At 39.2% G+C, this 21121-nt stretch carries 22 protein-coding genes and 1 tRNA gene; 22 read left to right on the forward strand and 1 reads right to left on the reverse strand.

The annotated features are described in order from the left end of the window. Nucleotides 1–48: 48 nt before the first annotated feature. Entirely contained in the window at nt 49–210 is a 162-nt protein-coding gene (locus RYX56_RS20505) for a glycine betaine ABC transporter substrate-binding protein (protein WP_336623189.1), read from the reverse strand. A 312-nt stretch (nt 211–522) separates the two neighbouring features. On the opposite strand from RYX56_RS20505, the gene veg reads away from it, so the two are divergent. The 22 genes from veg to spoIIE all read left to right on the forward strand — a co-directional run bounded on the left by veg (nt 523) and on the right by spoIIE (nt 21086). Next, on the forward strand, nt 523–786 hold the full coding sequence (gene veg / locus RYX56_RS20510; protein ID WP_047972521.1) for a biofilm formation stimulator Veg: 264 nt from the start codon (nt 523–525) through the stop codon (nt 784–786). A 119-nt stretch (nt 787–905) separates the two neighbouring features. Next, on the forward strand, nt 906–1091 hold the full coding sequence (locus tag RYX56_RS20515; RefSeq protein WP_047972520.1) for a small, acid-soluble spore protein, alpha/beta type: 186 nt from the start codon (nt 906–908) through the stop codon (nt 1089–1091). A gap of 133 nt (nt 1092–1224) precedes the next feature. Then, the gene (ispE, locus tag RYX56_RS20520) at nt 1225–2079 is read left to right on the forward strand and encodes a 4-(cytidine 5'-diphospho)-2-C-methyl-D-erythritol kinase (RefSeq protein ID WP_047972527.1); all 855 of its coding nucleotides are present in this window, start codon (nt 1225–1227) and stop codon (nt 2077–2079) included. Nucleotides 2080–2147: 68 nt separating this feature from the next. Beyond that, nucleotides 2148–3005, forward strand: a complete 858-nt coding sequence (gene purR / locus RYX56_RS20525; RefSeq protein WP_317123864.1) for a pur operon repressor — start codon at nt 2148–2150, stop codon at nt 3003–3005. Beyond that, the gene (locus RYX56_RS20530; protein ID WP_317123865.1) at nt 3002–3376 is read left to right on the forward strand and encodes a RidA family protein; all 375 of its coding nucleotides are present in this window, start codon (nt 3002–3004) and stop codon (nt 3374–3376) included. Before purR ends, RYX56_RS20530 begins: the two co-directional genes overlap by 4 nt. A gap of 152 nt (nt 3377–3528) precedes the next feature. Next, the gene (gene spoVG, locus RYX56_RS20535) at nt 3529–3822 is read left to right on the forward strand and encodes a septation regulator SpoVG (protein ID WP_047972517.1); all 294 of its coding nucleotides are present in this window, start codon (nt 3529–3531) and stop codon (nt 3820–3822) included. Between the two features lie 213 nt (nt 3823–4035). Then, nucleotides 4036–5394: a bifunctional UDP-N-acetylglucosamine diphosphorylase/glucosamine-1-phosphate N-acetyltransferase GlmU gene (glmU, locus tag RYX56_RS20540; RefSeq protein WP_317123866.1), complete on the forward strand. Its 1359-nt coding sequence runs from the start codon at nt 4036–4038 to the stop codon at nt 5392–5394. A gap of 53 nt (nt 5395–5447) precedes the next feature. Further along, nucleotides 5448–6398 (forward strand): ribose-phosphate diphosphokinase, encoded by a 951-nt coding sequence (locus RYX56_RS20545; RefSeq protein ID WP_317123867.1) that lies wholly within the window; start codon nt 5448–5450, stop codon nt 6396–6398. A gap of 135 nt (nt 6399–6533) precedes the next feature. Further along, complete coding sequence (locus RYX56_RS20550) at nt 6534–7166, forward strand: 50S ribosomal protein L25/general stress protein Ctc (RefSeq protein ID WP_317123868.1); 633 nt, start codon at nt 6534–6536, stop codon at nt 7164–7166. 80 nt (nt 7167–7246) lie between these two features. Further along, nucleotides 7247–7804, forward strand: coding sequence for an aminoacyl-tRNA hydrolase (pth, locus tag RYX56_RS20555; RefSeq protein ID WP_317123869.1), 558 nt, complete (start codon nt 7247–7249; stop codon nt 7802–7804). A gap of 75 nt (nt 7805–7879) precedes the next feature. Further along, nucleotides 7880–8107 (forward strand): anti-sigma-F factor Fin, encoded by a 228-nt coding sequence (gene fin, locus RYX56_RS20560; RefSeq protein ID WP_317123870.1) that lies wholly within the window; start codon nt 7880–7882, stop codon nt 8105–8107. Between the two features lie 246 nt (nt 8108–8353). Beyond that, entirely contained in the window at nt 8354–11896 is a 3543-nt protein-coding gene (gene mfd / locus RYX56_RS20565; protein WP_317123871.1) for a transcription-repair coupling factor, read from the forward strand. Nucleotides 11897–12077: 181 nt separating this feature from the next. Then, entirely contained in the window at nt 12078–12617 is a 540-nt protein-coding gene (gene spoVT, locus RYX56_RS20570; RefSeq protein ID WP_047972510.1) for a stage V sporulation protein T, read from the forward strand. Nucleotides 12618–12745: 128 nt separating this feature from the next. After that, nucleotides 12746–14341, forward strand: a complete 1596-nt coding sequence (locus RYX56_RS20575) for a polysaccharide biosynthesis protein (RefSeq protein WP_317123872.1) — start codon at nt 12746–12748, stop codon at nt 14339–14341. Between the two features lie 12 nt (nt 14342–14353). Beyond that, nucleotides 14354–15820, forward strand: coding sequence for a bifunctional methyltransferase/pyrophosphohydrolase YabN (gene yabN / locus RYX56_RS20580; protein ID WP_317123873.1), 1467 nt, complete (start codon nt 14354–14356; stop codon nt 15818–15820). Between the two features lie 15 nt (nt 15821–15835). After that, the gene (locus tag RYX56_RS20585) at nt 15836–16111 is read left to right on the forward strand and encodes an RNA-binding S4 domain-containing protein (RefSeq protein WP_317123874.1); all 276 of its coding nucleotides are present in this window, start codon (nt 15836–15838) and stop codon (nt 16109–16111) included. A gap of 96 nt (nt 16112–16207) precedes the next feature. After that, nucleotides 16208–16519 carry a sporulation protein YabP gene (gene yabP / locus RYX56_RS20590; protein WP_439108521.1) on the forward strand — a complete coding sequence of 104 codons (312 nt, stop codon included), beginning with the start codon at nt 16208–16210 and terminating at the stop codon, nt 16517–16519. Then, the gene (gene yabQ / locus RYX56_RS20595; protein WP_317123875.1) at nt 16516–17097 is read left to right on the forward strand and encodes a spore cortex biosynthesis protein YabQ; all 582 of its coding nucleotides are present in this window, start codon (nt 16516–16518) and stop codon (nt 17095–17097) included. The genes yabP and yabQ overlap by 4 nt, the downstream gene beginning before the upstream one ends. Before the next feature lie 12 nt (nt 17098–17109). Beyond that, complete coding sequence (locus tag RYX56_RS20600) at nt 17110–17490, forward strand: septum formation initiator family protein (RefSeq protein ID WP_317123876.1); 381 nt, start codon at nt 17110–17112, stop codon at nt 17488–17490. A 72-nt stretch (nt 17491–17562) separates the two neighbouring features. Next, complete coding sequence (locus RYX56_RS20605) at nt 17563–18042, forward strand: S1 domain-containing RNA-binding protein (RefSeq protein WP_317123877.1); 480 nt, start codon at nt 17563–17565, stop codon at nt 18040–18042. Nucleotides 18043–18218: 176 nt separating this feature from the next. Then, nucleotides 18219–18295, forward strand: a tRNA-Met gene (locus tag RYX56_RS20610). Between the two features lie 292 nt (nt 18296–18587). Further along, nucleotides 18588–21086 carry a stage II sporulation protein E gene (gene spoIIE, locus RYX56_RS20615; protein ID WP_317123878.1) on the forward strand — a complete coding sequence of 833 codons (2499 nt, stop codon included), beginning with the start codon at nt 18588–18590 and terminating at the stop codon, nt 21084–21086. The last annotated feature ends 35 nt before the right edge of the window (nt 21087–21121 follow it).

The raw sequence follows: 21121 nt of genomic DNA on the forward strand, positions 1-21121 counted from the left end.
GGTACTCTTTATAGTTAGGTCTGTTATTCAGCGGATCCAGTCCACTCATTAATTATTCACGATTATCTTCAACCCATTGCTCTGCGCCCTTTCAAGTTCACTTAACATAGCCGGTTCAGAACTTTCAATGAGAGTGTAAGGAAGGTCGAATTCTTCAATCGCTTGACGAGTAAGCTCCATTAAGCTAGCTCCAGCATCAATTTCTACAATTTGGTTCTAGCTATCGTTATTTTAGCTATTATGTTAGACCGCATTACTCAAAATTTAAAAAGAAAAAATAAATCTAATCAACCAACTTAGATCAAGTAAACCGTCCATGTAAAACCATGTGCGGTTTGTTTTTTTAGAATCCATACATAATTTTGACAAACTTAGACAAAATAGATAAAGAGAAAAAATGTTGCACGGATTTTGTTGAAAGCATTGACAATCAATATGTCCAATTGATATAATTTTAAATTTATTTGACAAAATTGAGGATGCGTGCTATAGTATATCTTAAGAATGAGGTGGGGTGTAATAATGGGAAAAACGTTGATAGACATTAAGCGTGCATTAGATGCCAATGTTGGGAAACGGATCACAATAAAGGCGAATGGCGGCCGTCGGAAAACGATGGAACGTTCAGGTCTTTTAGAAGAAACATACCCTTCAGTTTTCATCGTGAAATTGGATGAACAACAGAATGCATTTGAACGTGTATCGTATAGTTACGCGGATATTTTAACTGAAACAGTCGAACTCATGCTTTGTGATGAGGGTGAAAGTGCCTCCGCAATAAAGTAACTCAACATAGAATTCACATAACTTGACTCTCTAATGGAAGCATTAGGGAGTCATTTTTTTTGATTTCAGGTGCATTCTAAGAATGTCGTCGGTCTTCTCAAAAAAGGAGTTGTTGTATCATGAGCAGAAAACGCGGTGTAATGTCTGAGCAATTTAAAGAAGAGCTAGCAAAAGAGCTTGGCTTTTATGACACTGTCCAAAAAGAAGGATGGGGCGGTATTCGCTCGAGAGATGCTGGGAATATGGTTAAGCGTGCGGTTGAGATCGCTGAAAATCAATTGGCACATCAACAACAATCAAAATAGAGAGATGACGATAACCGAGGCATCATGCCTCGGTTTTCTTCATTGTTAAAGAGAAAATCGACTTGCTGTGGTATGTTGGATGAACAAGTGATAAAATAACGTAAGCAAATGGATAGTATAGAAGGTGACTATGGTGAAATGTTCAGTTAAAGCTCCTGCTAAAATTAATTTATCTTTAGACGCAATCAAAAAAAGAGAAGATGGGTATCATGAAGTTGAAATGATCATGACAACAGTCGATTTAGCAGACCGACTCGATTTGACAAGTACCGAAGACGGAAAAATCAAAGTAGATGTATCAGAAGGCTTCGTCCCAAGTGATCACCGTAACTTAGCTTATCAAGCTGCTTCTCTACTTAAAGAGCGCTATCAAGTAAAGCAAGGTGTATCCATTTATATCACAAAAAGAATACCGGTTGCAGCAGGACTTGCTGGGGGTAGTAGCGATGCGGCGGCTACTTTAAAAGGCTTAAATGACTTATGGTCGCTAGGTCTTAGTTTGGACGAGCTTGCAACACTTGGTGCGGAGATTGGATCTGATGTTTCGTTTTGTGTTTATGGTGGCACTGCACTAGCGACTGGGCGTGGTGAAATTATTAAACATATTGACTCTCCACCTCCATGCTGGGTTATCTTAGCTAAACCACCAATTGGGGTCTCGACTGCTGATGTGTACAAGCGGTTAAATGTAAATGAGGTAGAACATGCTAAAACAGAGCAGATGATAGAAGCTATTAAAAATCAAGATTTTAAAGGGATTTGTAATCATCTTCATAATGTTCTCGAAACGGTGACGTTAGATATGCACCCAGAAGTTCGTAAAATTAAAGAACAAATGCAACGTTTCGGGGCGGATGGTGTGTTAATGAGTGGAAGTGGTCCGACTGTGTTTGGCTTGGTAGAGAAGGAATCAAGACTACATAGAGTTTATAATGGGCTACGCGGTTTCTGTAGCGATGTGTATGCAGTTCGTTTAATTCGTTCCTAGTTTACTTGCTAAAAACCGTACAAAAGTGATATGTTATAACTAATTATTCGGTTTTTAGTGGGGGTATTATGAAAAAATTAAAACGAAGCGGACGGCTTGTCGATATGACTTATTATATGCTTCAGCATCCACATGAAGTGATCTCACTTACGTATTTTGCAGATCGTTACCAATCAGCTAAGTCTTCAATAAGCGAAGACTTGGTAATAGTCAAAGAAATATTTGAGCAAGAAGGGTACGGCACTCTCTTGACGATTCCAGGAGCGAGTGGTGGCGTGAAGTACATGCCAAAGGTCGGAGAGAAAGAAGCGAGTGAGATTGTTGATAAACTCATAAGCCAATTAGCTGTACCTGGCCGAGTGTTACCAGGTGGCTACCTCTACATGATGGACCTATTAGGAAGTCCTCGTTTTATTCAAGATGTGGGACGACTATTTGCTTCCGTTCTTGCTCATAAAAAGATTGATGCCGTCATGACGGTTGCGACGAAAGGGATACCGCTTGCATACGCCGTTGCAGAGTATTTAAATGTACCTGTTAGTATTGTAAGGCGTGATCATCGTGTAACAGAGGGTTCTATGGTTAGTATTAACTACGTATCAGGTTCATCTAAGCGAATTCAAACGATGACATTAGCTAGAAGAAGCTTAGCGCCAGGCTCTCGGGTCTTTATAGTCGACGATTTTATGAAAGCTGGGGGTACCATTCGTGGTATGATTGATCTGTTAGAGGAGTTCCAGGCTGAACTGGTTGGCATCGGTGTACTGGTTGAATCAGTAGATGTGGACGCAGAAGAACGTCTTGTCGATGAATACATGTCAATTACCCGTTTATCGGAGGTTAATGTTAGAGACAAAACGATAAAAGTAGAAGCTGGGAACGTACTCGAAAAACTTGTACCGATTGCAGAGGAGGATTTATCATGAAAATAGTTCACACAAATAATGCACCAGACGCTATTGGCCCATATTCACAAGGGATTATTGTAAATAATATGTTCTATAGCTCAGGTCAGATTCCATTAACGGCGGAAGGCGATTTAATCAATGGAACGGTAGAAGAGCAAACTCATCAAGTGTTTAAAAACCTTCAAGCAGTATTGGCAGAAGCAAATGCTTCACTTGAAACTGTGGTGAAGGCGACTGTTTTTATTAAAGATATGAACGACTTCCCTCGTATCAATGAAGTATATGGTGAATACTTTAATACTCACAAACCTGCACGTTCTTGTGTAGAAGTCGCACGTCTTCCTAAAGACGTACTTGTTGAAATTGAAGTGATTGCCTTAGTTAAATAAATGCATGAAAGACTGTGCCAAAAGCACGGTCTTTTTTTTGTGCTTTTAAAAAATAAAAAGATTATAAATTTTCTTTCTATAAAAGAAGGTATTAGAAAGTTAACAGAGAATTGTTATAGCATGAATAATCTACTCTTATAGGTGGTGACAACATGCAGGTAACAGATGTGAGATTACGTCGAGTGAACACCGAGGGCAGGATGCGCGCGATTGCATCTATCACAATTGATCATGAATTCGTTGTTCATGATATCCGTGTGATTGATGGAAACAATGGCTTGTTTGTAGCGATGCCTAGTAAGCGAACGCCTGATGGGGAGTTTAGAGATATAGCTCATCCTATTTCATCCCGTACACGTGACAAGATTCAAACAGCGGTACTAACTGAGTACGAACGGGCTGGAGAATTTGAAGAAGTTGAATACGAGGAAGCTGGGGCTTCCTAGGAAGTAGGACCTATCAATTTAAGATAGGTCTTTTTTTTATTTTTCTCCTTAATAAATGTAAATACCTTGTTTAGAAGGTAGGTTTTAGGTTGATTTAGGGAAATGTTCAAGAAGCTGACATATCCAGTTTGATACAACTAATGAACAGTCCTTGAAAACACATCAGTTTTAGGATATATTCGTAATGGAAAAAGGAACACTTGGGGGGAAACCATGAGTAGTCGTTTTGCGGTTATTTTAGCAGCAGGGCAAGGAACACGAATGAAATCTAAACTTTATAAAGTCTTACATCCTGTAAATGGAAAGCCGATGGTTCAACATGTCGTTGATCAAGTCTTAGAGCTTAGCTTTGAAGAAACAGTTACGATCGTAGGGCACGGAGCAGAAGTGGTACAAGATCAACTTGGTGATCAAGTAAAGTACGCTGTTCAAACAGAACAATTAGGAACCGGTCACGCCGTTATGCAAGCAGAGAATATTCTTGCGGATAAAAAAGGAGTGACGGTTGTTTTGTGTGGAGACACGCCACTTCTAACAGCTAATACGATCGATAAGCTTTTAGCTCACCACGCACAAGAAGGGGCAAAAGCAACTATTTTAACAGCTATGGCCGATGATCCGGCTGGTTATGGACGTATTGTTCGAAATAACGAAGGGCTTGTTGAACGAATTGTTGAGCATAAAGACGCAACAAGTGAGGAACAACGTATTTCAGAAATCAATACAGGAACGTACTGTTTTGACAACGAAGCACTATTTGCCTCACTAAAAGACGTTGGTAACGATAATGCGCAAGGTGAATACTACTTACCAGATGTAATTGAAATCTTACAACAAAGTGGCGAAGTTGTTGCAGCTTATCAAACGCCAGCATTTGACGAAACGCTTGGAGTAAATGATCGTGTTGCCTTAGCGCAAGCAGAACAGATTATGAAACAACGGACAAATGAACATTGGATGCGTCAAGGAGTTACAATGATTGATCCTGATCATACGTATATTTCTACAGATGCTACGATTGGTCAAGATACGGTTATTTATCCAGGAGTAGTGATACAAGGCCAAACGACGATTGGTTCTGAATGTGTGATTGGCCCAGGTACTGAAATTAAAGATAGTTCAATTGCGGACCGTACGACTATTCGTCAATCAGTGGTGCACGATAGTGAAGTTGGATCAGATGTGACGATTGGTCCTTTTGCTCATATTAGACCGAAATCAGCTATTGGTGATCAAGTAAGAGTTGGGAATTTTGTTGAAATTAAGAAGTCTACCATGGGTAATGGCAGTAAAGCATCTCACTTAAGTTATATCGGAGACGCAGAGATTGGCAATGATGTAAACTTCAGCTGTGGAGCTGTTACGGTTAATTACGATGGCAAGAATAAATTTCTTACAAAAATTGAGGATGGTGCATTTGTTGGCTGTAACGCTAACTTAATTGCTCCGGTGACAATTGGAAAGAACGCTCTAGTTGCTGCCGGCTCAACCATTACAGATGATGTACCTGGTGAAGCGCTATCTATCGCACGAGCTCGCCAAACCAACAAAGAAGGTTATCAAAAGAAATAGTATCAAGTTACTCATGACGCGTATGACGATATATTATCTGGAGGGTATTCACAATGGCTAAATATGGTGATCCAAGCTTAAAGGTTTTCACATTAAATTCTAATAAAGACTTAGCTCATGAAATTACAGAGCATATTGGGGTTCCTGTTGGGAAAAGTTCAGTAACTCGTTTTAGTGATGGAGAAGTTCAAATTAATATTGAAGAGAGTATCCGTGGGTGTGATGTATATTTAATTCAATCTACTTCTGCTCCAGCTAATGAACATATTATGGAGTTACTAATTATGATTGATGCGATGAAGCGTGCTTCTGCTAGAACAATCAACGTTGTAATGCCTTATTACGGCTATGCTCGTCAAGACCGTAAAGCACGTGCTCGTGAACCAATCACATCAAAACTAGTTGCAAACTTAATTGAAACTGCGGGCGCAACACGTGTGTTAACACTTGACCTACACGCTACTCAAATTCAAGGCTTCTTCGATATTCCTGTTGATCAATTGATGGGTGTTCCAATTTTATCGACTTACTTTGAAGAAAAAAAATTAGAAGATATCGTTATTGTTTCACCTGACCATGGTGGAGTAGTACGTGCACGTAAAATGGCAGATCGCTTGAAAGCTCCTATCGCCATTATTGATAAACGTCGTCCAAAACCAAATGTAGCAGAAGTTATGAATATTGTTGGTAACATTGAAGGTAAAACAGCGATTATCATTGATGATATTATCGATACTGCCGGTACCATCACATTAGCAGCAAATGCTTTAGTAGAGCATGGCGCAAAAGAAGTGTACGCTTGTTGTACGCACCCAGTGTTATCTGGTCCAGCGATTGAACGTATTGATAACTCAAAAATTAAAGAACTTGTTGTAACAAACACCATCCCTCTAGATGAAGATAAAAAAATCGATAAGATTACACCACTATCAGTGGCGCCATTAATGGCTGAAGCGATTATTCGTGTCCATGAGCATGCATCTGTAAGTAAGTTATTTGATTGATTAAGTAATTACGTAGAATTTAGGTAAGTAAGTTTGAGACTGGAATTTAGTCAATTTCACAAAAGTCGTTTTAAAATTCACTAATTAGGGAACAAAAGATATAGACACAATCGAATCTAATTAGAGGTGATAAAAATGGCAACAACATTACAAGCTAATCTACGTACAGATCTAACAGGTTCCTCAACAAGACAAATTAGAAAAGATGGACATGTTCCAGCAATTTTATATGGAAATAAAATTGATAGCCAGCCAGTTTACGTTGAGAGTGTAGAATTTCTAAAAACGGTCCGCGAAGTAGGAAAAAATGGATTGTTCTCATTGAATGTTGATGGTAGTAAACATCAAGTTATGATTCATGACATGCAAATCGACCCACTGAAAAATGAATATCTACATGTTGATTTCTTTGAAGTTGATATGAAATCAGAGATCGACGCAGACGTACCTGTTCGCTTAACAGGAGAGTCGCCTGGATCCACAGAAGGTGGCGTCGTTACTCACTTACTATATGATATCTCGGTGAAGTGTTTACCAAACGATATTCCAGAAGAGATTGAACTAGATATTTCTGAATTAAACATTGGGGATTCCATCCAAATCACAGATTTACGTGATAAGGTTTCTGTTGAAATTACCAATGAAGATGAAGAAACAGTCGTGACGGTGCAACCACCAACTGTAATAGAAGAGTCAGAAGACGCAGATGAATCTGGAGATGCTGAACCTGAAGTTATTGGTGAAGATGACTCTAATAAGGAAGAATAAGACTTACTAAGCTAAAAAGGTATAGCCATAAGGTTATACCTTTTTAGGGCGTTTATATGAGAGTGAAAGGTGGAAACAAGGTGAAAGTAATCGTAGGGCTTGGGAATCCTGGAACTAAGTACGCAGGAACTCGCCATAATATTGGTTTTGATATTATTGATTATTGTGCAGAAGAGTTTGGAGTGGAACTTAACCAATCAAAATTCAAAGGCATTTATGGCACGAAAATGATGAACGGAGAGAAAGTTTTTTTTCTTAAACCGTTAACCTATATGAACCTCTCAGGCGAATCGGTCAGACCGCTTTTGGATTATTTTAATATTGATATTGAAGATCTAGTTGTCATTTATGATGATTTGGATTTACCAACCGGCAAAATTCGCTTGCGTCAAAAGGGGAGTGCTGGTGGTCATAATGGGATAAAATCTTTAATTCAACATTTAGGTACAGATAAGTTCAAACGAATTCGTGTCGGAATCGATCGTCCTCAAAATGGCGAGCCTATTGTTAATTATGTGCTCGGTACATATCATCCTGATGAGCGCGAAGCCGTTAATGAATCAATTATCCACGCTTCAAAAGCAGTGGAAGCATGGACCGAGAAGCCTTTTCTAGAAGTGATGAATCAATTCAATTAACAAATATATGCATAGGGACCCAAGTGCGTGATCATACTTAGGTTATAAGGTATGTCATGTAAAGGGGGGCTATGGATGGCCATTCACTATAAATGTCGCCATTGTCGCACAAATATAGGTCAGATTGATAACCATACAGATGCAACGTCTTTAGGTTTTGGTCACTTAACATCACAGGAGCGGCAGGAAATGTTGTCTTATGAGAACAATGGAGATATACATGTAAATGTAATTTGCGAGGATTGTGAAGAGGCTTTAACGAGAAATCCCAATTTCTATGAATTAGATACATTTATTCAATAATTTATAGCAGTTAGTGCTTTGGCAATATGCCAAAGCGTTTTTCTGTTTTGATTTTTTTATATGTAGGCAGGGTTGAGCCATTATTAGTCGAACATAGGATAAAATAAGATATTATTGGGAGAAAGAAAGGTACGAATAAATGTTAGATAAGGACAAACAAGAAATGAACAGTTTTGTCATACTAACATAAAAAGTAGAGTAGCATTAAGCAAGGTAGAATAGGTGTTTGATAACAGGGGGAACAACATGTTAGGATTGCAAAATTATCTTCTAGTAAATGATGAGGTTAAAGCGGTTTCAAGCGGTATTGAAACAGGAATGAAAGAACAACTACTCTCTGGATTAACAGGTTCTGCTCGTACATTATTAATGGCAGCCCTGTATCGAGAAACAAGCCGAACACAAGTCGTCATTACTCACAACTTGTTTCAAGCACAAAAAGTATATGATGATTTAACCGATTTAGTTGGAGAAGACAAAGTGCTTCTTTATCCTGTAAATGAGCTTATTTCCTCGGAAATTGCGATTGCGAGTCCGGAAATGAAGTCACAGCGTCTTGATGTGCTAAATAAGCTAGTAGGAGACTTTAATGGGATTGTGATTGTACCGTTAGCAGGGATTAGACGACTTCTTCCGCCAAAATATTTATGGAAAGAAAGTCAGCTAACGATTTCAGTGGGCACAGATATTGGAGAGATCCATAATGTAATGACGCAGTTGGTGATGATGGGCTTTACACGTGTCGATATGGTTTCTTCTCCTGGAGAATTTAGTGTGCGCGGTGGAATCATTGATATTTATCCATTAACGGACCAAAATCCTGTCCGAATTGAATTATTCGATACGGAAATTGATTCTATACGTACGTTTTTGATTGAAACGCAACGTTCTGAAACGGAGCTAAAGGAAGTAACAATTGGTCCTGCTGAAGAAGTTATTCTTCAAGATCAACATTATGAACACGCATCGAATAAACTATCTGAACAGCTTTCTGCAACATTAAAAAAGGTTAAGGCTAAACAGACAAAAGAGAAGCTATCTCAAAATATCTCCTATGAGATTGGGCAGTTAAGACAACGCTCTAGTTTTCAAGGGATGTATAAGTACATGTCTTTCTACTATGAAGTGAAAAGTACACTTCTATCTTATTTACCTAATGATGCGATTATTTTGATTGATGAGATGAGTCGTGTGAAAGAGATGGCTGATAGTCTAGAAAGAGAAGAAGCGGAATGGACTACGGCATTACTTGCTCAAGGGGAGACGGTGCATGAGGCGACGATGTCACTAGATGTTCTAGAGGCGATGAAGAACTCAAATCATTCTCTTATCTACCTATCTTTATTTTTAAAGCATATTCCATCGACCAAGCCAGAAAATGTCGTGAACTTTACATGTAAGTCCATGCAAAGTTTCCACGGTCAAATGCAGTTGCTACAATCAGAAGTGAAGCGTTGGGAAAAAGCGGGCTATGCGATCGTTTTTGTATCGGGATCAAAAGAGCGTGCTTCTAGACTTGCGTTAAATCTAGATGAGGAAGGCATTGATGCTCATGTGGTCGAAAGAGCAACGGAATTAACAGAGAATACCGTTCACTTAATGGTTGGCCACTTAAATAGTGGATTTGAGCTGCCATCACACAAGCTGGTGGTTGTTACAGAAGAAGAAGTTTATGCTAAGCAACAAAAAAGAGTTCAACGAAATAAACAAAAGCTCTCAAATGCCGAGCGTATTAAAAGCTACTCCGAATTAAAAATCGGTGATTTGGTTGTCCATACTAACCACGGGATTGGTAAGTATTTAGGGGTAGAAACTCTTGAAATAAATGGACTTCATAAAGATTATCTCCACTTACGCTATGCAGGAGATGATAAGTTATATGTGCCGGTTGAACAGATTGACCAAGTGCAAAAATATGTAGGGTCAGAAGAGAAAGATCCGAAGATTTATGCGCTTGGCGGTAGTGATTGGAAAAAAGTGAAGAAGCGTGTTCAATCATCGGTGGAGGATATTGCTGATGACTTAATTAAGTTATATGCTGAGCGCGAGGCAAGTAAAGGCCATGCTTATTCTGAAGATGGTCCAGAACAAGGGGATTTTGAAGCGACCTTCCCTTATCAAGAAACAGAAGATCAGATACGTGCAGTGGAAGAAATTAAGCAAGATATGGAAAAAGAACGACCGATGGACCGTCTGTTATGTGGAGATGTAGGGTATGGAAAAACGGAAGTGGCTATTCGCGCAGCGTTCAAGGCGATCATGGGTGGTAAGCAGGTGGCTATTTTAGTTCCGACTACGATTTTAGCGCAACAGCATTACGAGACAATTAAAGAGCGCTTTTCAGATTTCCCAATTAATATTGGGGTTCTTAGTCGTTTTCGTTCTAGAAAAGAGCAAACAGAGACTCTTAAAGGCTTAAAAGCAGGTTCTGTTGATCTCATTGTTGGGACACACCGACTACTTTCAAAAGATCTAGTATTTAAAGATCTAGGCTTATTGATTGTCGATGAAGAGCAACGATTTGGTGTGACTCATAAAGAGAAAATCAAACAATTGAAAGCTAATATTGATGTTCTTACTCTAACAGCAACACCTATTCCACGTACACTTCATATGTCGATGCTTGGTGTTCGTGATTTATCGGTCATTGAGACCCCGCCAGAGAATCGTTTCCCGGTTCAAACGTATGTGGTGGAATACAATGCTTCGTTAATTCGTGAGGCGATTGAGCGTGAGTTGACCCGGGGAGGTCAAGTGTATTTCCTTTATAACCGAGTTGAAGATATCGAAAGAATGACTGAACAGATATCGATGCTAGTTCCAGATGCGAAAGTATCGTTTGCTCATGGACAGATGAATGAACGTGAGCTTGAATCGATCATGCTAGACTTCTTAGAAGGTAACAGCGATGTTCTAGTGACAACAACGATTATCGAGACGGGGGTAGACATCCCTAACGTAAATACATTAATTATTAATGATGCTGACAAAATGGGTCTATCTCAGCTGTATCAGATTAGAGGGCGTGTTGGTCGTTCGAATCGAGTTGCCTATGCATACTTCACCTATCAACGAGATAAAGTATTAACTGAAGTAGCCGAAAAGCGTCTTCAAGCGATAAAAGAATTTACGGAGCTTGGATCTGGTTTCAAAATTGCAATGCGTGATTTAACGATTCGTGGCGCCGGGAACCTACTAGGTGCGCAACAACATGGTTTTATTGAATCTGTAGGTTTTGATCTTTACTCACAAATGTTAAAAGAAGCGATTGAAGAGCGTAAAGGCGATAAACCAAAAGAGCCTGAGTTCCAAGTAGAGTTAGACGTAAAAATTGATGCCTATATTCCAGAGAGTTACATTCAAGATGCGAAACAGAAAATAGAGATGTACAAACGATTTAAAGGTTGTGAGACCGTCGAGGATTTGGCTGACTTAAAAGATGAGATGTTTGATCGTTTTGGAGAATATCCAAAGCAAGTGGATTATCTCCTACGTTTGACTGAAATTAAGTTACGTGCAAATAGTGAACGGGTTGAATCAATTGTAGAAGTGAAAAATCAGATCGAGATCTTGTTTTCGCCTGAAACATCAAAACAAATGGACGGGGCGATGTTATTTGAGATGGCTCACTCACTAGGTCGAGATGTATCACTTGGCACAGCCGGTGAAAAAATTAAATTTACTATCAAAACAAAAAATATCGATGATGAGGGGATCATTACTTCGATTGAATCCATCATCGCAAGTATTCCTAAAAGTCGTAAACAAACAACAAGCAACACGGTATAATGCTTTGTTGTGCTCCTAACTTATTCATGAAGATGTAAGCCATCCAACCAAACAAATTCATAAATTGGTGAATAGTTCTTTTTAATAAACGGATAATAGTAGTATGAAGCGATGATTTCAACATTTCATACATGTGGACACATCAAGACTATTACACCTTTAGAAAGTGGGGCACAACAGCATGAAAGCAACTGGCATAGTTCGACGTATTGATGATTTAGGTCGTGTCGTTATACCGAAAGAAATCCGCAGAACTCTTCGCATTCGTGAGGGAGATCCACTCGAGATTTTTGTTGATCGAGATGGCGAGGTTATCTTGAAGAAGTACTCTCCGATATCAGAACTTGGTGATTTTGCAAAAGAGTATGCAGAAGCTTTATATGATAGTTTACATCACCATGTGTTAATTGCTGATCGTGATACATATATTGCGGTAGCAGGCGCTTCTAAAAAAGAATTTGCGAACAAGGCTATTGGCGAAATAATAGAGATGACGATGGATGATCGTAAATCCAAACTAGAAACTAATGCAGGTGAATACAATTTAGTTGGAGATCATACTGATGAGCTTAAGGGATACGTCATAGCACCAATTATCGCCAACGGAGACCCGATTGGAGCTGTAGTCATTTTTAATAAAGAGCAAAGTTTAAGTGGTTCTTTAGAACAAAAGCTTGCAGAAACGGCAGCTAGCTTTTTGGCTCGTCAAATGGAACATTAAGATTAAGGCTTGTCTTCAGTTTAATGAGGACAAGCTTTTTCATTTCGGATGCTATCCTCCATTTGCTTGGCGAATACCAACAATTTAAGTATGATAAGGAAAGGTATATAAGTGGAGGAGGACAACTTTTGCAAGAAGAAAGAAGCCATCAACTGATTAAAGGTGCCATGGCATTATCGGTTGCTGCATTAGTGGCGAAAGTATTAAGTGCAGGCTATCGGATCCCTTATCAAAATATTGCTGGGGATATCGGTTTCTATGTGTATCAACAACTCTACCCATTTTATGGGCTTGTGATGCTGTTATCGATGTATGGTTTCCCTGTTATCATCTCAAAACGAGTAGCTGAACTTGAAGCGAATGGCGACCAACAAGGAGCGAGACTGACTCTTGCTATTTCTTTTTATGGCTTATTAGTACTGGCTGCATCATTATGGGCGATGTTGCATTTGGCTGCACCGACTCTTGCTCGAGTGATGGGGGATGCACAACTAACTGCACCATTACGTGCAGTCAGTTTAACATTTTGGTTTATTCCTTTTTTGAGCGTAGGAAGAGGCCTTCATCAATCAAGACAACAGCTACTGCCGACTGCTATTTCTCACATCAGTGAACAGTTTGTTCGGGTGGCAATGATCATTGTGTTTGTTGTGGTAGTGATGAGGCAGTCTGCTAATCCGTATGAAGCAGGAATGGGCGCTATATATGGTTCATTATTAGGCGGCCTTGCAGGAGTGATTGTATTGGCGTTGTTATCTAAAGATATTTCATGGTCTAGTTGGTTAAAGGTTAAAGGAGCCTCTTTCAAAGAAATATGGCAGGTTCATGCACTCCTTTTTAAACAAGGTATCTTTATTTGCATAAGTGCCCTATTATTTATTTTTTTTCAGTTCATTGATGCCTTTACAATGATTCCGTTGCTGAATAAATTTGGCTTATATCAAGAGATGGCTTTTAAGGAAAAGGGCATTTACGATCGCGGTCAACCGTTACTACAGCTAGGGACAATTGTGACAACTACCTTCTCGTTAGCGCTTGTACCATTGATCGCAAAAGCAATCGCGACCAAAGAATATGGGAAGGCACGGATCTATCGTGATTTGGCGATGAGGCTTACTTTGTTTATTGGAGGAGCTGCCTCTATTGGCCTTTTTATGATCATTGAACCTACAAATAGCATGCTCTATGGAAACGGCGAAGGCTCACATGTTTTAGCGATTCTGGCATTTGCCATCTTCTTTAGTTCGATCTATTTAACCACTGCTGCCATTTTTCAAGGATATGGCTATGTCCATATCCCGGCCAAGATGATGGTGATTGGGGCTGGTGTTAAGCTAGCTGGAAATTTATTGATGATCCCTTTTCTTGGAACGGTAGGTGCAGCACTTGCCACTGTATTAGCAATTGGAACAATGGCAATCATTCAACTGATTTTATTAAAAAAATTAGATGGAGTCATTATTCAATCAAGCTATTTTTATTTATTGTTACTAGGAGCTTTCGGTCTCCTAGCCCTCACGACGTTTAGTTGGCAAATTGGTCTAACTCACTTTACAATGATTACGAATGAGCGCCTATTAGCAAGTATATATGCACTTACAACTGCAAGTGTTGGGGGCATTTTTATGGTTGTTTGCTTCTTTTCTTGGCCGATTATGAACAGTCGGGAGTGGGAATTCGTACCGAAGTTGAATAAAATCAGACAAAAGTTACGTAGAAAGTAAGAGGTGGATGTAATGAACACAATTTCTGTTATAGGGCTAGGTGCAGGAGAACTTGAGCAATTACCTCTTGGAGTGTACCGACATTTAAAGCAAACAGATCAATTATTCGTACGTACGAAAGATCACCCAGTCTTAACTGAGCTACAAGAAGAGGGTGTAACGTTTCAATCTTTTGATTCGATTTATGAACAACATGATCAATTTGAAGATGTTTATCAAAGCATTGTTAAGAAATTGATTAATGAATCGTCAAAGGGTTCCATTACATATGCGGTGCCTGGACATCCGTTTGTTGCAGAAAGAACGATACAATTATTAATTGAGATAGCCGGTAATCAAGATGTTCATCTAGAGTTTTTAGGAGGGCAAAGCTTCCTCGATCCGATGTACAATGCCTTGAAAATTGATCCGATTGAAGGGTGTCAAATTGTAGATGGAACCGCTCTACGCCGCGATGAACTAGAATTAACACAACATATCATCATTGTTCAAGTATACGATGCCATGATTGCCTCTGATGTGAAATTAACCTTAATGGAGCGTTTACCCGATGATTATGAAGTGATTATTGCAACAGCCGTAGGCTCAACTGCACAACAACTTACGCGTGTTCCACTTTATGAATTAGATCACGCCACAACGTTAAATAATTTAACGGCAGTTTATGTGCCGCCTGTAAAAGATGAAACGTTACTAAATGGTGAATTTACTAGATTACGTGAAGTGATTGCTACACTTAGAGGCCCTAATGGATGTCCGTGGGATAAGGAACAAACTCATCAGTCGTTGAAAAAGTATTTAATCGAAGAAACATATGAAGTTTTAGAAGCGATTGATGAAGAAGATGATGATCACCTTATTGAAGAGCTTGGTGATGTATTGCTACAAGTAATGCTTCATGCTCAAATTGGGGAAGACGAGGGTTGGTTCTCAATTAAAGATATTGTTCAATCAACTTCTGAGAAAATGATTCGTCGCCATCCTCATGTATTCGGTGATAAAAATGTTTCGAATTCTGTGGAAGTGGTAGATAATTGGCAACAAATTAAACAAGCCGAGAAGGAAAATCAACCTACCGAACGAGAAAGTATATTAAACGGTATTCCTAACGGTTTACCGGCCCTTATGATTGCAGAGAAATTACAAAAAAAGGCTGCGCGTGTAGGATTTGATTGGGATGAAGTAGGTCCGATGTGGGATAAGCTTGACGAGGAATTGAAGGAATTTAAGGAAGAAGTGAACAACGATCATAATGAGAATATGCAAAAAGAATTAAGTGATATTTTATTTGTGATTGTCAATATTGCTCGCTATTATAAATTAGATAGCGAAGAAGCACTTCGCTCGACTAATCGTAAATTTAAAAGCCGTTTTCATTACATTGAGGATCGGGTGAGCGAATCGGGTCGATCTCTTACTGAGCATACATTAGAGGAGCTCGATGCGTATTGGGATGAAGCAAAATTAAACGATAAGTAACGAAGGAGAGAGATTATGAGACTAGATAAATTTTTGAAAGTATCCCGTTTAATTAAGCGACGGACATTAGCAAAGGAAGTATGTGATCAAGGGCGTATTACGATTAATGGTCTTCAAGCAAAAGCTGGTTCTAATGTAAAGGCTGGAGATGAGCTTATTGTTCGTTTTGGTCAAAAACTTGTGACTGTAGAGATAAATGAAGTGAAAGAAACAAGTCGTAAAGAAGAAGCGAGTTCAATGTATACGATTGTAAAAGAAGAATCACTTCAAGATAAAAATCAACCCTTTTAGTAAGAATAGAACAAGTTCCCTGTTGGATGGAGCTTGTTCTATTTTATTTAGTCCGTTCATAGACTTGTGGTAAAGAACGGAGAGGGGAAGATAAAAATGACTGAGCAATATGAGTTTGGAACTCCAATGGGACGGGAAAGTAAAAATAATGATCACGATGTCACCCTGCGTGGGAGAAAACAATTAGATATCACTGGTGTAAAGCAAGTAGAAAGCTTTGATAATGAAGAGTTCTTGTTAGAGACGGTAATGGGCTTTTTATCTGTTAGAGGACGCAACCTCCATATGAAGAACCTCAATGTTGAATTAGGTCTTGTCTCAATCGAAGGAAAAGTTGATGACTTTGTCTACCTTGATCAAAGCCAGCAAGATAAATCCAAAGGGTTCTTTGGGAAGCTATTCAAGTGAGTTTAACGGTTCAATTTTATACAATGCTATCAATGGCTGCCATGGGCATATGGCTCGGTGCAGCGATTGATACGTATGGACGTTTCCTTCGAAAAAGACGATCTTTTCATTGGTTGACTGCCTGCAAAGATCTATTATTTTGGCTGATCCAAGGGCTCATTGTTTTCTACGTGTTGCTTGTATCGAATCATGGTGAAGTTCGCTTATATGTTTTTTTAGCCATTTTATGTGGATATGCTTGTTATATGGCATTGCTACAGACAACATACAAACGAGTTTTAGAGCAAATAATTCTATTATCTATCGGGTTTTATCGTGTTATTAAGAATTTATTCAACGTTCTACTCATTGTTCCGATCAAGTACTTATTGAAACTACTTTATTCCTTAGGTATGATGGTAGTAACAGCTATTCTAGCAATCTTTTTATTTCTTGCCAGAATGATCTGGAGACCTTTAAAATGGATGTTACTACTTGTCTTTCGAATAACTCGACTCGAACGTTTATGGGAAAAACTTTCGCCATTTTATTTGAAAATAAAGGAATATGTGCAAGCGATGAGGAAAAAGAAAGAGTAAGGAGGGGATAATATGGTCACGAAGCGTTCATCAACGGTGCGAGAAATGGATTCTAAGTATATTGAAAAGCGAGAGCAAGAACTAGAATTTCAAGCTAAAAAACGCAGAGGTTTAATTCGCCGATTAAGTGTACTTGGTATTATAGGTTTCATTCTTGCAGGAATCGCATCGGTGACATTTTATGCCCAAGCATCATCAATTAATGAAAAACAAGAAGAAAAGCTAGCACTTGAACAAGAGTTAGAATTACTAAAAGCTGAAGAAAGTCGACTAGAACAAGAAATCATTAATTACAATGATTTAGATTATATAGCCGAGATTGCCAGAAGAGATTATTATTTGTCCAAGCCAGGAGAAACCCTCTTTAAGCTTCCAGATTCTTCAGCTGATTGACACCTTTTTTTTCATTCGGGTATAATGTAAGAAACGAATATTTACAGATTTCTAAGGAGGATCTATTTTTTCATGTCAATTGAAGTAGGCAGCAAGTTGCAGGGTAAGGTTACTGGAATTACAAATTTTGGAGCTTTTGTTGAATTACCGGGTGGTTCTACCGGCCTTGTGCATATCAGTGAAGTTGCTGATAATTATGTGAAGGATATTAATGAATTTTTAAAGGTTGGAGAAGAAGTTACCGTAAAGGTCGTTAATGTTGAAAAGGATGGTAAGATTGGCTTATCCATTCGTAAAGCTAAAGACCGTCCGGAAGGTTCCGAAAGACCTGCACGTCCAAGTCGTCCAAGCACTCAAGGACGTCCACCACGTCCACAAGGTGGTGGCAGAGGCCCACAAGGTGGAAACCGCGGACCTCGTACTAACAGCAGACCAGCACCATCATTTGAAGATAAGGTGAGTCGTTTCTTGAAAGATAGTGAAGAGCGTCTATCTACTATAAAGCGTCAAACGGAGTCCAAGCGTGGCGGTCGTGGCGCACGCCGTGGTTAACTTGCTGTCCGCTTCTTTCTACAAAATGAAAGACAAGCATTTATGCTTGTCTTTTCTTTATGAGAGATACACTAAATGAGAGATAGAAGAAAAACTTTTTAATAAATTCTTAAATAGTGTTGACTCTTTTTGAAAAAGGGTGTATATTAATACTTGTCGCAAATGACGCAACATATGGCGGTGTAGCTCAGCTGGCTAGAGCGTACGGTTCATACCCGTGAGGTCGTGGGTTCGACTCCCTCCGCCGCTACCATATACATATACAAACTTGGATCTATTCAGATTCAAGTTTTTTTGTGTGCTCAAATCATAGATATAACCCTCCTAAACATAAAACTCTTCCCGAACGTTCTTCAAACTATGCTCATTTCTCCTAGAATATGAGAGGCCAAAGAGCCCTTTTTTGCTTTTTAGTGCTTGTTTTTTCCTTTTTTAGACGAATGAAGTCGAACGATTCTTTTGCAAGCAAACCTAATTCTGACAAAAATTGAAAGATAATTCTGTATATAATGAAACCACGATTCTAATAGGGGTGGTGGACGAAGATGATAAGGAAGGCAGCCAAAGCAATGATCGGACCAGCTCGTAGTGGTAGTGTAATGGTCCATGAAAAGATGATCGGTTGGACGGGCGATGTATTTACAAAGGCTGGTAAAACGACTCAGGCTATATTTTATCAATGGGGGTTGCTTGTCGCTGTTGTAGGTTTTTTATTAGGACGAGCCATGATCCTATCTGAGCTAACACCTTTTGTTTTACCATTCTTAGCTGCCGTGTACATGCTAAAACGCGAAAAAGCTGGTATAGCAGCCATGGCTTTAATGGCAGGAGCTCTAACCAGTTATCATGGGGGCATTGCTTTTGTTATTGTCGCAATTTTCTTGTATGTTCTTATGCAGAAGGTAGTAGCTAGGTATATGGACAAAACAATTAAAGCTTTGCCTTACACGGTATTTGTAGCGAGTATGAGTGCAAGGCTTGGTTTAGTATTCATCCTTGAAGGTACGGTGACAAACTATGCTCTAATGATGGCAACGGTTGAGGCAGGTCTTAGCTTTATTTTAACGATGATTTTTTTACAAAGTGTACCTCTGGTAACATCTAAAAAACTAAAGCAACCATTACGAAATGAAGAAATTGTATGCTTAATTATTCTTTTAGCATCTGTTATGACAGGGACTGTTGGCTGGGTTATTTATGATGTGACGGTTGAGCATGTTCTAGCTCGTTATTTAGTCTTAATCTTTGCATTTGTTGGTGGAGCGGCTATTGGATCAACTGTTGGTGTCGTAACAGGTCTTATCCTGAGTTTGGCAAGCGTTGCTAGTTTGTATCAGATGAGCCTGCTTGCTTTCTCAGGGTTACTAGGAGGTCTATTAAAAGATGGTAAGAAAATAGGGGTCGGGGTTGGTTTATTAGTAGGTACGTTGTTAATTGGTTTATATGGAGAGGGCGGATCAAATGTGTCTGTAACTCTGCTCGAGTCGCTTGCAGCTATTGCAATCTTCATGCTTACACCGAGAGAGTTAATAGGTCGCCTGGCAAGATACATCCCTGGAACGAGCGAATATTCCAACGAACAGCAACAATATCTTCGCAAAATAAGAGATGTAACAGCTGGAAGAGTAGAGCAGTTTTCTACTCTATTTCAAACGCTTTCCCAAAGTTTTCAGTCGACACCGGCTGCTGATCTTCCAGAAGATGCAGAACGAGAAGTTGATTACTTCTTAAGTAATGTGACGGAAAAAACATGTCAGGCTTGTTTTAAAAAAGAGAAATGTTGGGTACAAAACTTCTCTACAACCTATGAGTCGATGCAAAAACTTATGACTGAAACTGAACAATATGGTGAAGTAAGAAGTCATATGTTGCTCTCGGATTGGAAGAAACAATGTATAAAGCCAGAAAAAGTGATCCAAGCAATTGAGCAAGAGCATGGTCATTATCAAGCAAATCAAAAGTTAAAGCGGCAAGTTCTTGAAAGTCGTAAGCTAGTAGCAGATCAACTACTAGGAGTATCTCGTGTAATGGGTGATTTTGCAAAAGAAATCCAAAAAGAAAAGCAAGCGCATCATCATCAAGAAGAGCAAATGCTAGAAGCGTTGAGAGGGGTGGGGCTTGAGGTTGGGCATATCGATATCTATAGCTTAGAAAAAGGGAATGTTGAAATTGAGATGAGTATTTCTTTTGATCAAGGGCACGGCCAAGCTGAAAAAATTATAGCTCCAATGTTATCTGATGTAATGAAAGAAACGATTGTAGTAAAAGCAGAAGAACGGTCTTACTATCCCAATGGATATAGTCACATATCCTTTAGTTCAGCAAAGAAATTTGTGCTAGAAACAGGGATTGCCAATGTTGCAAAAGGTGGTGCGTATGTTTCTGGTGATAGCTACTCCACGATTGAGTTAGGGGCAGGCAAATACGCAATAGCGATCAGTGATGGAATGGGAAATGGAGAGCGCGCGCATCTAGAGAGCAACGAGACCCTGCAATTATTGCAAAAAGTGTTGCAGTCAGGGATCGAAGAAACAGTTGCTATTAAATCAGTTAATTCAGTGTTATCTCTGCGGACAACAGATGAGATATTCTCTACACTTGATCTGGCGATGATTGACCTCCAAGATGCAACTGCACGGTTCTTAAAAATTGGATCCATACCAAGCTTTATAAAACGTGGCGATAAAGTGATAAAGATAGAAGCTAGTAATCTTCCGATGGGAATCATTCAAGAGTTTGATGTCGATGTGGTTAGCGAACAATTGAAGCCTGGTGACCTGTTAATTATGATGAGTGATGGAATCTTTGAAGCTCCTAAGCATGTGGAGAACAAAGAAATGTGGATTCGTCGTATGATTAATGAACTTGACACGACAGACCCTCAAGAGGTAGCTGATGTTATGTTAGAAAAAGTCATTCGTTCAGGACGAGGTGCAATAGAAGATGATATGACCATTATTGTAACCGAGGTGAAGCGTAATACGCCTAAATGGGCAGCTATTCCGCTCTATAAGTCTCACAAATTATTAAGAAAGAGAGCCTAAGGTTTTATCTATTTTCCCTATTCCACACTCTGGTA

Origin of the sequence: Alkalihalophilus lindianensis (assembly GCF_032843265.1) — a bacterium.
In the GTDB taxonomy this organism is placed as follows: domain Bacteria; phylum Bacillota; class Bacilli; order Bacillales; family Bacillaceae_D; genus Alkalihalophilus; species Alkalihalophilus lindianensis.

What these genes read in the sequence shown, in the direction of transcription:
- spoVT (WP_047972510.1), top strand. Translation starts at nt 12,078, where the DNA reads ATGAAAGCAACTGGCATAGTTCGACGTATTGATGATTTAGGTCGTGTC.
- purR (WP_317123864.1), top strand. Translation starts at nt 2,148, where the DNA reads ATGAAAAAATTAAAACGAAGCGGACGGCTTGTCGATATGACTTATTAT.
- veg (WP_047972521.1), top strand. Translation starts at nt 523, where the DNA reads ATGGGAAAAACGTTGATAGACATTAAGCGTGCATTAGATGCCAATGTT.
- spoIIE (WP_317123878.1), top strand. Translation starts at nt 18,588, where the DNA reads ATGATAAGGAAGGCAGCCAAAGCAATGATCGGACCAGCTCGTAGTGGT.
- glmU (WP_317123866.1), top strand. Translation starts at nt 4,036, where the DNA reads ATGAGTAGTCGTTTTGCGGTTATTTTAGCAGCAGGGCAAGGAACACGA.
- yabP (WP_439108521.1), top strand. Translation starts at nt 16,208, where the DNA reads ATGACTGAGCAATATGAGTTTGGAACTCCAATGGGACGGGAAAGTAAA.
- RYX56_RS20605 (WP_317123877.1), top strand. Translation starts at nt 17,563, where the DNA reads ATGTCAATTGAAGTAGGCAGCAAGTTGCAGGGTAAGGTTACTGGAATT.
- yabN (WP_317123873.1), top strand. Translation starts at nt 14,354, where the DNA reads ATGAACACAATTTCTGTTATAGGGCTAGGTGCAGGAGAACTTGAGCAA.
- RYX56_RS20515 (WP_047972520.1), top strand. Translation starts at nt 906, where the DNA reads ATGAGCAGAAAACGCGGTGTAATGTCTGAGCAATTTAAAGAAGAGCTA.
- RYX56_RS20550 (WP_317123868.1), top strand. Translation starts at nt 6,534, where the DNA reads ATGGCAACAACATTACAAGCTAATCTACGTACAGATCTAACAGGTTCC.
- spoVG (WP_047972517.1), top strand. Translation starts at nt 3,529, where the DNA reads ATGCAGGTAACAGATGTGAGATTACGTCGAGTGAACACCGAGGGCAGG.
- fin (WP_317123870.1), top strand. Translation starts at nt 7,880, where the DNA reads ATGGCCATTCACTATAAATGTCGCCATTGTCGCACAAATATAGGTCAG.
- mfd (WP_317123871.1), top strand. Translation starts at nt 8,354, where the DNA reads ATGTTAGGATTGCAAAATTATCTTCTAGTAAATGATGAGGTTAAAGCG.
- RYX56_RS20600 (WP_317123876.1), top strand. Translation starts at nt 17,110, where the DNA reads ATGGTCACGAAGCGTTCATCAACGGTGCGAGAAATGGATTCTAAGTAT.
- RYX56_RS20530 (WP_317123865.1), top strand. Translation starts at nt 3,002, where the DNA reads ATGAAAATAGTTCACACAAATAATGCACCAGACGCTATTGGCCCATAT.
- RYX56_RS20545 (WP_317123867.1), top strand. Translation starts at nt 5,448, where the DNA reads ATGGCTAAATATGGTGATCCAAGCTTAAAGGTTTTCACATTAAATTCT.
- RYX56_RS20585 (WP_317123874.1), top strand. Translation starts at nt 15,836, where the DNA reads ATGAGACTAGATAAATTTTTGAAAGTATCCCGTTTAATTAAGCGACGG.